Genomic DNA, 12,588 nt, shown 5'->3' on the forward strand with positions numbered 1-12,588 from the left:
TCGATGAAAAAATTAGTTTGCTGTGGATTATCAGCGCTGTTAAGTGCAACGATGTTCGGCTGTAGTTCATCTTCCGGGGGATCTGATGGGGATAAGGTGGAATTGACCTTCTGGGGACACCAGAATGAACCATGGGCAGCTTCTTATCAGGAAATTGCCAGTGAATTTGAGGAAAAGAATCCGGATATTCATATCAATTTCGAATTCTTCCCATATGATCAATTTGAATCCAAGGTCCAAACATCCTTGATTTCCAAGGAAGGCGGAGCGGATATTTACGAGCTATGGGGCGGCTGGGGTCTGGATTTCGCCAGTACCGGAGCGCTTGCTGAGATACCGGAAAATCTGTCAAAGACCATTCATGACGATGTGTACCCATCTACGATTGGCGCTTTGGAATATGAAGGCAAGCTGTATGGTCTGCCAATGGAATTCAATATTGAAAATGGTGCTATGCTTGTCAATAAGAAATTGATGAGTGAACATAATTTGAAGACTCCTACCACCTGGAAGGAATTAAGAGAAACAGCGAAAAAAGCTACGAAAAAGGATGGGGACACCATTACAATCAAGGGCTTTGATTTTGTGAATTGGGATTCTGTACCATATATGTTCCTGTCCATGATTCTGTCCACTGGAGGCACCTATCAAAACGAGGACGGTAGCTTCAATCTGCAGACACCACAGGCAGAGGCAGCACTGCAGGAGTTGTATGATATGGTGAAGGTCGATGGTGTCACAACGATGGAAGGTCTTGATGGTGGCGGTGATATGGAAGGATATCAGCAGCTGTATGCAGGAAATGTTGTTATGGTTCCGCGCGGTCCGTGGACAATTGCGGAGGGCACCACCTCCTTCGGACTGGAATATGGAAAAGATTTTGATTATGTATCTATGCCATGGTTTGGTGATAAGCCGGCATTTGCTGCAGAAACTGGATGGTCTATGGCGGTTAATGGAAACAGCAAGCAACAGGAAGCAGCATTCAAATTTCTTGAATATTTCTTCCAGGATGATGTGCTGATGAAACATAATATCGCATGCTCTCAAATTCCTCCGAAAAAATCTGTCGCATCCAATCCGGAATTTATCAAACAGATGCCATATGCCGAACCACTTGTGAAAATTCTTGACAAGTCGCAATTCATTGGTCATTTCAATACAGATCAGTTTAAGGAAAAGGTGAATGCAACCTTCCAAAAGCTGGTACGCGGTGATATTAAAAATGTTGATCAGGCACTAATTACTATGGAGAAGGAATTAAACGGTATTATAAAAAAATAATGCCAGTATAGGGAAGAGGACATCGATCTTCCCTAATCTAAAAGAAGGTGAACCCATTGAAAAACAAAAAATTCATTCTCATCGTCCTGATTCCAATCTTTCTCCATCTTATGATTTTTATGATTGGTCCCATTATCGGAGGTCTTGCGATATCATTCTTTGATTATAATCCTTTACGATCCGATAACCATTTCGTAGGTTTAGATAACTTTGTCCGTCTTGTACAGGATCCAGTATTCTGGAAAGCAACGAAAAACACATTGTTCTTTGTTGTGATTACCGTTGCACTGAATATCGTGATATCCTTGGGAATTGCACAGCTGATCAGTATGTTTAAATCTAACAAGACCCGAAGTCTCTTCCGTATGATTTTCTTCCTGCCATGTGTTGCCCCCCTGGTCGCTTCCAGTGTAGTTTGGGCAAAGAGTATTTTACCTACCACAAACGGACTGGCCAATATGGCATTGCGTACCCTTGGTTTAGCAGAGGTGAATTGGCTTGGAAACCCTGATGTGCTCATGTGGTCCATCATTGTATTCTCTATATGGGCAGATATCGGCTACAACATCATCCTCTTTACGGCAGGTATCGATGGAATCCCTGGTGAATTCTATGAAGCAGCTGATTTGGATGGTGCCAGCGGCTGGCAGAAATTCCATCATATCACATTGCCTCTGCTGAAGCGAACCTTTACATTTGTGACCATCATGACACTGATTTCTCACTTTCAGGCATTTGCGCAGTTCGCTGTCATGGCAGTTCGTAATGGCCCGCAGAATTCAGGATTGGTTTTGACCAGCTATATTTATAAGACAGCCTTTGAAACTAAGGACATGGGATATGCTTCGGCAATCTCTCTGGCATTGTTCATGATTATTATGGTTGTTTCCCTCATCCAGCAGCGTGCTAATAAGGTAGAATGGGAGTATTGATATGAAAAAACATAAAATGACAAAACAAAAGGCTGTCCGCTATAGTATCTTTATCGGTCTTGCGATCCTTGCAATTTTCTTCATCATGCCGTATTTCTGGATGCTGTCCAATTCTTTCAAAAGCACACAGGAGATTCTGGTTAATCCTAGACATCTTTTGCCGCTGGAGCCAACACTCAGTGGATATGAAAAGGTATTGACACAATCCCCGTTCTTCACCTGGTTTAAAAACAGTGCATTTATTACGGTGACAAATACTGTCATTATTCTTTTCACCAGCGCACTGGTAGGCTATGTGTTCTCAAAGTTTCAATTCAAACGCAAAAAGCTATTGTTTGCCATCCTGCTTGCCAGTATGATGGTTCCCGCACAGACAACTATGATTCCTTCATTCCTTTTGATCAATTCACTGGGATTGTATAACAGTGCAGGCGCTTTGATTCTACCCTCCTTCGTAAACGCCTTCGGTATATATCTATGCAAGCAGTTTTGTGATGAGATACCAAGAGAGCTTATTGAAAGTGCTAAGCTGGACGGGGCAGGAGATTTCACGATTTTCTGGAAAATCATTATTCCTCAGATACGACCAGCACTTGGTGCATTGGCTATCTTCACATTCCTGAATTACTGGAACGATTATCTGAATCCACTGATTATGCTGAATGAGGTTAAGAAAATGACGTTGCCGTTGGCTTTGTCCTTCTTCGCATCGCAGCATATGGCTGACCTTTCCGCAACAATGGCTGCTTCTGCATTGATTATGGTGCCGGTTACCGTCGTTTTCATGATTTTCCAGAAGCATTTCATCAAGGGTATCGCGATGACAGGTATGAAATAAAGGAGAGCAGATATGGCAAATTTAAGGTTAGAGAATATAAATAAGATATATGATAATAAGGTACAGGCTGTTTTTGATTTCAATCTGGAAATCAAGGATAAGGAATTCATTGTTTTTGTAGGTCCGTCCGGCTGCGGTAAATCCACGACGCTTCGCATGATTGCCGGTCTCGAGGAAATATCCAGCGGCAGTCTGTATATTGATGATGTACTGGAAAATGATGTGCCAAGTAAGGACCGTGATATCGCCATGGTATTTCAATCCTATGCGCTATATCCGCACATGAGTGTCTATGATAATATGGCGTTCGGCATGAAAATCAAAAAGGTGCCAAAGGATGAAATAGATAAGCGTATTCACGAAGCAGCGCGAATTTTGGAAATCGAACCATATCTGAAACGCAAGCCAAAAGCACTATCCGGCGGACAGCGGCAAAGGGTTGCTCTGGGGAGGGCAATTGTCCGCAATGCCAAGGTGTTTTTGATGGATGAGCCGTTATCTAATCTGGATGCCAAGCTGCGCGTGCAGATGCGTTCTGAAATCATAAAGCTGCATGAACGCATCGGAGCGACGACAATTTATGTTACTCATGATCAGACAGAGGCTATGACGATGGCGAGCCGCATTGTTGTTATGAAGGATGGGTATATCCAGCAAATCGGAGCACCGAAGGAAATTTACGAGCATCCGGCTAATATGTTTGTGGCAGGCTTTTTAGGAAGTCCAGCTATGAATTTCATCGAGGGAACGTATAAGGAAGGTATGTTCTGCTTTGATGCACATTCAATTGAAGTAAATAATCTTGCGAAGGAGAGTCTGAAAACCTATGAGAATAAAAGAATTATCATGGGAATCCGTCCGGAAAACATCTACATGGAGGAAATCGTAGCACAGACCTATCCAAAATCTGTCATAGACTATCAGTTGGATGTAAAGGAACTGCTGGGAAATGAATATATACTGCATGGGACGATCGGTAACACGCCGATGGTTGCCAAGGTAAATGCGCGTATGGAGCTGCAGCCGCATCAGATGCTGAAACTGACGATAGATGCGAACCGTATGAATTTCTTTGATCCGGAAACAGAAGAGGCAATTCATTCATGAACGATCTCTATTTATCACAGTTTGACCCGTATGCAGAATGTATAACACCACAGCATCCGATATGCAAACCGAAATTTCCGGTATTCGATATGCATACACATATGGGTAATCTGGTTCCCGGCCCCGGTTATGCGGCACTGTATCATACTGCGGATTATGTCGAAGCTTTGCAGGATGTTGGCGTTGCACATATCGTGAATCTTGATGGTGTCTGGGGAAATGAGCTTGATGCCATGATTCGTAAGACGGAGGGTTTTGAGAATTATATAACTACATTTGTATGGATCGATGTATCCAGAATTGATGATCCGGATTTCAAGCAATGGGTGCGTAATCATTTGATGGAAGCTTATCGGAAGGGAGCACGCGGTATCAAGATGTGGAAGGTCATTTCACTGGAATACAGGGATACGTACGGCAGGTATATTCGAACAGATGATTCGCGTCTGGATGTTGTGTATCAAACAGCAGCGGAACTGCACATGCCAATTTTAATTCATATTGCGGATCCAGTAGCGTTTTTTAAGCCTGCTGATCGTCATAATGAACGCTTTGAGGAATTGAACTGTCATCCTGACTGGCAGTTTGGCAAACCGGGGCAGTTGTGCTTTGAAGAACTTATGGATATGCAGGATCGTATGGTGGAGAACCACCCGCAAACAACCTTTATAATTGCACATTTCGGCAGCTATGCGGAAAATCTGAAGCATGTTGCACTGCGTCTGGATCGATACGATAATATGTATGTGGATATGGCGGCGCGTGTAGCAGAGCTGGGGAGAGTGCCCTATTCCAGTAAAACATTCTTTGAAACGTATTCAGAACGCATTGTATTCGGAACGGATTGCTGTCCGCTGGATCTGGGACAGCATTCCATTTATTACCGTTTTCTGGAATCCATGGATGAATATTTTCCATATCAGCCAAATGGCGAGCTTCCGGGACAGGGGAGATGGCGAATCTATGGAATCGGTCTATCGGATGAAATTTTGCGAAAAGTCTATTATCAGAATGCATGTCGTATTATGAATATGGATGAACAGCAGTTTTTGCTACAGAATAAATAAGCCTTGAAAAGCAATGGTTTTCATGCAACTATTGCTTTTTTGTATAGGATTATTACTGTCAAGTAAAGCTTTATTGAAATAGAGATTGTCAAAGCAGCTTTTTATGTTGTTTTCTGTTGTACAGAAATCGGATAATCTCTTCTGTATCATATGAGCTTTGCAGAAAATCATATGTGTGTCATACAAATATCCTTTAAAAAGAATGGTTGCAAAGTGCCATTTTAAGCGCTATACTATAGTTGTATTCAAACGTATAACATAATAGATAGCAGAAAGCAGGTTGAAAAACTTGCTTTTTTAGACTATTTTTACTGAAAAAATACACTTTTTCCTTCATATTTGTCTATTTTCCTTTCATTCATATATGTATACGTTTTGAGATGGGAGGGATAGATAATACGAATTTCTTATTTTTAAATGTTTGAAAGATGGAAAAAGGAGGAATACATACTGTATGAAAAAATTATTAACGTTATTTGCTACGATAGCTCTAACTGCCGTATGCGTAACGCCAACCACTTTGTATGCGGCAGATGTACAAACGGAAAAGACGAATGAAACTGTATCAAATGCTGTTGCTGAGATCAATGGTACATCCTATGCATCGATGTCTGAAGCGATTCAGTCAGTACAAGAAGGACAATCAATCAAATTACTTCAAGATATAAATTTGACAGCTTCTATTGATGTAAAAGATAAAACCTTTTCACTAGACCTCAATGGGTTAAACATTAAACAGGAGCTGAATGATAGTGTTGGTAAAACAAATGCACCGATTCGACTGTATAATTCATCAATGACAGTCAATGATAGTGTTGGTACTGGTTCAATTTTCGGGTATCAGTGTGCAGTGGGAGTATTTGTTAATTCCAGCTTGATATTGAACAACGGAAGCTTAAAAGGTGAGTGGTATGGCATCGCTGGTAATGGTCTCAATAATAATGGTACCACGATTGTGATAAATGGTGGTTCTATTTCTAATGCAGATCCTGATGGTACAGGTGCAGCAATTTATCATCCACAGACCGGGGAAATCACAATCAATGGTGGTACTGTTAAAGGTGATCTTGGTATTCAATTATGTTCCGGTAATCTATCTGTAATGAATATCAACGGAGGTACTGTCTCAGGTACCGGAGCAGACAAAAGAAACAGCAAAACAGGAGATGGTGCTATCCCGGATGGTGCAGCTATTTCTGTTGTAAATCGCCCTGGTTATAGCTCTATTCCAAATGTGACAATCTCAGGAGGAACCTTTACATCAAGCAGCAGCGAAGCTTTACTTGCATATACATGGAGCAAAAATGAAAATAAAGAATGGGTTGTATCTGATTGGGCGAATGCAAAAGAAAATGTGAGGGTTAATGGTGGTATTTTCAATACAGACCCAACTGCTTATGTAAGTAATTCATATAAGGCATTCAAGACTAGTGACGGATTTGCCGTTGCACCGCTTGCAAGCAATATAACTTTATCTGAAAACGAATTAACATTGGAGGAAGGAGCCAGCAAAACAGTAACAGCCGTTCTGGCACCTGAAGGAACTCTTGAAACGGTAACCTGGTCAAGTGATAAGCCTGAAATAGCAACTGTAAAAGACGGAAAGGTTACTGCACTGAAGTCTGGTAAAGCTGTAATCACAGCGGAAACAGAAAGCGGTAAGAAAGCTTCCTGTACTGTTACGGTTACCAAGCCTGTAGCAGTAGAAACTCCTTCTATTGATACATCCAAACCTACTGATGAAATCAAGGTGGGTGTAAATGATGAGAAAGCAGAACAGTTATTGAAAGATGTAACTGATCAGATTATTGCAGGCTCCAGTGAGTTCACAGATGCAGATACAGCTAATGCTGTTATTAAAGCTGCAAAAGCAGGCAAGACAGTAACGGTTGTTGCAGATGTGCAGAAGGCTGATTCCAGTAATGCTCAAGTACAGGCTGATGCTAAAAAAATTCAAAAGGAACTGGAAGCATTGACCGCTGAAAGTAATAATACAGCAACAGTGGCAATGTATCTTGACCTGAGTGTCTTAATCAAAGCAGATGATACTGTATTAGGAAATATTACAAATCTGAGTACCCCTATGAAATTCACTGTTGTGGTCCCTGAGAATCTATTAGCAGAAGGAAGAGAATTCTATATACTTCGTGTTCATAATGGAGCTGTTAATAAAATAGTACCAGAGCATAATAAGAATATTTTAACCTTTGGAACAGATCGTTTCTCTACTTATGCTGTCGTATATGAGGATAAAAAAATTGATGATAACGGAACTACCCCGGAACCAAAACCAGAGCCAACACCAGAACCGACACCAACACCAGAAAAGACGATTTATAATGTTGTCTTTGTCGATATGAATGGCGCAGTGCTGAGAACTGAAAAGGTTGAAGCTAACAAAGCGGCAACAGCACCAAAAGCACCGGAAGTTGAAGGCTATCGTTTTGTGAAATGGGATACTGATTTTACGAAGGTAACCAAGGATTTGCTTGTAAAACCTGTTTATGAAAAAGTAGCAGCTACAGAAAAACCGTCAACACCTGAAAAACCATCCAATGATAAGAAATCACCGAATACCGGAGATACAACAAATGCAGGTCTCTTTACAGCATTTGCACTGCTTGGATTAGTTTCGATGGGAATTATTGCTATTCAGCGTAAAAGAAAACAATTGATGAAATAATATCGTCATAAATAAAAACCGGATTGCCGGTTTTTATTTTGTCTCATTCTGTTCCTTTAGATATATGTCAACTTCATGAGAAGTTAAACGTCTTATTTCAGCGTTTGGATATCGTTTAAATCTCTCTCTTTGATATAGAGGTTTCTCATTGAGACATACCTTATGGTTGTTAGTATAAGCGGCTGCAATGGAGGGGCTATTAAAAATCTTATAGGAATATCGTCCTCTTTCATTTTTGATTTCATAGATTCCGCAATTTGTTTCTGCACAAATATCAGCACTACGCAGATACAGCTTGGCGGTTTCCAGTGTTTTGAAAGGGAAATTCCATCTTTGTAGACCACTTTTCTCCGTCCTATTCACGCAGATGCATCTGCCACAGGTTCCACATATGTATTGCAGATGATTTTCCAGACAATCTCTGGGATTCAATATAGGTGTTGAGCGATTATTGATGCTGTAGCATTCTTCACATTCCTTCATGACAGTTCTCCTTTTTAAATCACAAAGCTGATTGCCGTTAATGTTTCCAATTAGGCATCCTGCTGCTGTATATGACAAGTATACACTATGACACACTGTCAGAGTCAAGGATTGTAATCACATATATAATTAGAAAAGATAGTGATAGCAATTCCTAGAAAGACAGGGAATGCCCAACAGAATAGAATGTTTAGTCCATATGAAAAACTTTATTAAACAGAAAAAGGGTTATTATCGCCCTGTGATTTGCATTATGCAACAGCCTTCGTATTTATTTCATAAACAAGCAAAAGTCCTGCTTAGGTACATTCGTTGCAATCATTTCCAATATTATTATGAATTTGGGGAAACAAGCAAATGAAAAACTGTTTTATAAGTGTAAGCTTATAGAACAGTTTCTCTACGTATTTATGTATGATTATTGGCTAATCATAACCTGATCCTTTAGCTCCTGCAATGTATTACATGTCAGTATCAAGCTGGATACATTCTCTATCTGTTCATTGTTCAAAGAAAATAGCCAGACTGAGCAATCCTCATGGTATTTACTATCCAGCAGCTGGAGCAGCAGTGATATCTTTCCTTCTATTCTACCTTTGTGTATACCAACTTTCTCTCCTTCAATTTTACCTTCTTCTTTCCCTTTCATGATTCCTTCTTTCATCCCCTCTTCATAGCTGTCTTCCAAGCCATAGCGGTAACGTGCCTCTCCCATCTGAATCGCCATTGCGGTTGACCACAGCTCGTCATCCTTCTGCATTTCCTCGTACTTATCCATGAATACCTTCACCAGCCTTTCCTTTGACTTCAGTATATCATTTTTTTCATTATTTTCAAACAGGTATATCAGCTGTTCAAAGTCATTCAGCCTCTGCATTTCCTTCTCCTTTACGATGTCATTGATTGCCGGCATATGAATATAGGTACGAAGGATGAGCGGATAGTAGCTTTCATTCTCTCCCTGCTCATTGCGCATCTGATAGTGATTGATCAGATTTCTGTTGTTCCATGCATATTCGTCAATGAAAATAATCTGATATACCGGCTTTAAATCCCTGTACTTCTTACCACTGTTGAGCTGATTGTTCAATGCTCTGGCACCGTAAAATTCAAATCGCATCATTTCTGCTAATCCCTTGTAGGTCGTCTGCATCTCGATATTGAAATGGCGATTTTGTTCATCCTTCACATGAACATCCAGAATGATGCGCTTCTTTCCAATGATGCCCGGATCCAGATTGGGATTGAGCACGGTGCTTTCCTTTACCCGGATTCCGGTAACACGCTCAATGATGGTGTTGCGGGCGTACACAGAGCCTTCATCCTCACGGGAAAGGGTGTACTTAAAAAATAACTGTAGTTGAGTTGATTTGTTGCATCTGACATTCATATGTCCTCCATTCCGTAAGGGTTCCTTACACCCTTCTATACGTATGGAATCTGTCAAATTCCTAAAAAATCCACAAATTATTGATATTTCATTGATTCTAAATTATAAGATACATGAGCATGCAAACTACTATACAATCTTCTATAGGACCTTTCCGTATAAATTATCAGCATACTTTTAGGAGACGGCTGTTTTATCCCGTAAATAACTGCAATCAAAAGATTTTAAAGTATTTTCATGCAGAATCATGTTGCTATTTTTATTTCCGTTATTACACGCTGTGGCGCTCGCACATGGTTTACCTGTGTGAATGGTATATTTCATAAGCTCTTTCCCATAAAATCTTTTTCGTAGGAACCGCTTTATGCTACAATAAGGGCAGAGGTGAGCAAACATGAAGGAAATAAAAATTACAGATATCAAAGGCTTTCAGGTTGGGCAGGCAGAGAATCAGAAGGCGGGGACAGGTTGTACCGTTATCCTATGCAGAGATGGCGCAGTTGCGGGAGTCGATGTCAGAGGCGGTGGGCCGGCTACCAGAGAAACCGATCTTCTGCATCCGATCAATATGGTACAGAAAATTCATGCTGTAATGCTGAGCGGAGGCAGTGCCTACGGTCTTGATGCTGCCAGTGGTGCCATGCAGTATCTGGAAGAACACGGTGCAGGCTTTGACATGCAGGTAGCCAAGGTTCCTATTGTCTGTGGTGCGAGCTTGTTCGATTTGTCCGTTGGCGATGCACATGTCCGGCCGGATAAGGAAATGGGCTATGCGGCATGCGTGGACGCAGAAAATGATACGGTATTAGAAGGAAATCACGGGGCGGGGACAGGAGCGAGCGTTGGAAAGCTGCTGGGCTTTGAGCATGCTATGAAAAGTGGTATCGGAACCTGCGGTATACAGGTTGGTGACCTGCAGGTTGCTGCTATCGTAGCTGTAAATGCCTGTGGAAATGTAGTGGATTATGAAACAAATGAGCTGCTGGCGGGTGTTTATGATTCCCATAGCGGATCAGTTTTAAAGGCACAGGATGTTCTGTTTCAACAAATGGATGCTCTGCGAAAGCTGCCGGAAGGCAATACGACAATCGGCTGTATTGTGACAAATGCAAAGCTTGATAAGGCGCAGTGTACCAAGATTGCAGGAATTGCACATAATGGCTATGCGAGAGCGATTCATCCGGTACATACCATGAGTGATGGAGATTCTATATTTGTACTCAGCAGTGGTGAGGTTGAGGTTATGGCTGATGCTGTCGGTATGCTTGCGACAGAAATGATGGCAAAGGCGATCAAACGCGCGGTTTTACACGCAGAATCAGCTTATGGGCTACCGGCCCATAGTGATGTAATATGCAAATAACCTTCTATCACTGGGGATATCAGTGTCCTATCATTGCAGAAATGCTGGAGCTGTTTCAAGAAGCTGCCATGGATGATGTAACCTGCATTGATATCACAGGTCAGGAAAAGCTTGCATTTGAAAAACAGCTGTATTATCCTTTTCTAACTATTTTCAATCAGCAGCTGCACTGGTATGGTCCTGTTACAGCTGCGGTATTAAAGGGAGTGCGGGATGGAGCCATTACAAGGGAGAAACCGTATGTTATTGAGCAGTCCTACGAGGAAAAAAGAGGTGAATTGCTTCCACTTACCAGTGAAACCCTGGCATTGACCGCAAAGGGATGCATACTGTGTGCGGATTGCGCACAGATGAAGAAAAAATCGGATTTTCTCAGCTCCTGCGGACTCACCACATTTGGTTTTATCCATCAGCTGGAGGGACAAATCGTAGGTGGTGTTGAATGGATGCCATCCTTACAGGTTCCATATCCGATTCCCAAGGATGCGCACACGGCTTTTTTAACATGTGTATATCATTCCAGTGAAGAGGCAGACTATAAGGCCTGGCCCTTGCAGTGTATGGAGAAAGAGCTGTTTAAAACCTACCGGAGAATACTGGTGATATGTGATGAGGAAAGTACGTTTCCCAACGGGACGAAAGATTGGTTTGAACGACAAGGGTATTGTGATCTTGGCTTGATACAGGTATTGGATGGCTATGCCAGACTGCACTTACTGGAAAAGAAGCGAAGCGAATAATATGGGATGAAGGCAGTATACGCTATTTATAATGGATACTGTCTTTTTTATGGATAACCGTTTTGTGATATAAATCTAAACTTTTATAGAAAATTATTGTCATTCATATCGAGGGGAAGTATACTATATATATCTAATATATACAGCATTGTATACATTTATAAATTAACTGTATGAAGTTGAAAAGCTTCTTTTTTTTACCGAAATTGCATTAAAAAGTATCTTTTTCATACAAATATGTCTGAAAAATCTGTATTTCTAAACGTATAGGAATAGAAACAGCTATGCATGAGCAGGGTTTTTACAGATGAACAAGAGGTGTATCAACGTGAAATATGCAATTCGGATTTCTCTAATGTGTGTATGCTTTTCGTGTGTAACGGCAAATGCAAGTACGTTATCTGCAAAGCGGCATACTCCGGATGTAGCTGTCCTTGCATGCCGCAGAGCTCTTTTTATGCTGGGAGCGGTATCCTGTGGAATTCTGGTATCTGAGCAATTAAGGAAGTACAGGGGTAAATAATGCAGAGAAGCAGAAGGGCTTGCATTTAAGTGTTTATGAAAAAGGAAATCCAGCTTCTTACGCCTGTGAAGTAAGGCTGTGGATTTCCTATTTTAAATGCTTACCATCATTGATTGTTAAGCTGCTGTTGAAGCTGAAGAAAAAGAATGCTGTCATACCACAATCCTGCAAATACTGC

The 12,588-nt window shown here is 41.2% G+C and carries 9 protein-coding genes; 8 read left to right on the forward strand and 1 reads right to left on the reverse strand.

Features of this window, described 5'->3' with window-relative positions; all coding sequences use genetic code 11:
* Positions 1–3 precede the first annotated feature (3 nt).
* From ACESPQ_RS07735 to ACESPQ_RS07760, 6 genes are all read left to right on the forward strand, one after another.
* A complete protein-coding gene (locus tag ACESPQ_RS07735) occupies positions 4–1,284 on the forward strand; it encodes an ABC transporter substrate-binding protein (protein WP_373144205.1) in 1,281 nt (426 codons plus the stop codon).
* 56 nt (positions 1,285–1,340) lie between these two features.
* Complete coding sequence (locus tag ACESPQ_RS07740) at positions 1,341–2,216, forward strand: carbohydrate ABC transporter permease (protein WP_373144207.1); 876 nt, start codon at positions 1,341–1,343, stop codon at positions 2,214–2,216.
* A gap of 1 nt (position 2,217) precedes the next feature.
* Positions 2,218–3,054: a carbohydrate ABC transporter permease gene (locus tag ACESPQ_RS07745; protein ID WP_002609581.1), complete on the forward strand. Its 837-nt coding sequence runs from the start codon at positions 2,218–2,220 to the stop codon at positions 3,052–3,054.
* A gap of 12 nt (positions 3,055–3,066) precedes the next feature.
* Entirely contained in the window at positions 3,067–4,161 is a 1,095-nt protein-coding gene (locus ACESPQ_RS07750) for an ABC transporter ATP-binding protein (RefSeq protein WP_002609583.1), read from the forward strand.
* On the forward strand, positions 4,158–5,228 hold the full coding sequence (locus ACESPQ_RS07755; RefSeq protein ID WP_002609585.1) for an amidohydrolase family protein: 1,071 nt from the start codon (positions 4,158–4,160) through the stop codon (positions 5,226–5,228). Before ACESPQ_RS07750 ends, ACESPQ_RS07755 begins: the two co-directional genes overlap by 4 nt.
* Before the next feature lie 454 nt (positions 5,229–5,682).
* A complete protein-coding gene (locus tag ACESPQ_RS07760) occupies positions 5,683–7,911 on the forward strand; it encodes an Ig-like domain-containing protein (protein WP_320077662.1) in 2,229 nt (742 codons plus the stop codon).
* Between the two features lie 901 nt (positions 7,912–8,812).
* Here the strand turns inward: ACESPQ_RS07760 and ACESPQ_RS07765 are convergent.
* Entirely contained in the window at positions 8,813–9,784 is a 972-nt protein-coding gene (locus tag ACESPQ_RS07765; protein ID WP_118002129.1) for an Rpn family recombination-promoting nuclease/putative transposase, read from the reverse strand.
* Between the two features lie 394 nt (positions 9,785–10,178).
* On the opposite strand from ACESPQ_RS07765, the gene ACESPQ_RS07770 reads away from it, so the two are divergent.
* Positions 10,179–11,147 (forward strand): P1 family peptidase, encoded by a 969-nt coding sequence (locus ACESPQ_RS07770; protein ID WP_002609589.1) that lies wholly within the window; start codon positions 10,179–10,181, stop codon positions 11,145–11,147.
* Positions 11,138–11,887 carry a hypothetical protein gene (locus ACESPQ_RS07775; RefSeq protein WP_118002128.1) on the forward strand — a complete coding sequence of 250 codons (750 nt, stop codon included), beginning with the start codon at positions 11,138–11,140 and terminating at the stop codon, positions 11,885–11,887. The genes ACESPQ_RS07770 and ACESPQ_RS07775 overlap by 10 nt, the downstream gene beginning before the upstream one ends.
* Positions 11,888–12,588: the final 701 nt, after the last annotated feature.

The organism is Clostridium sp. HGF2 (genome assembly GCF_964240115.1).
GTDB classification, from domain to species: Bacteria; Bacillota_I; Bacilli_A; order Erysipelotrichales; family Erysipelotrichaceae; genus Clostridium_AQ; species Clostridium_AQ innocuum.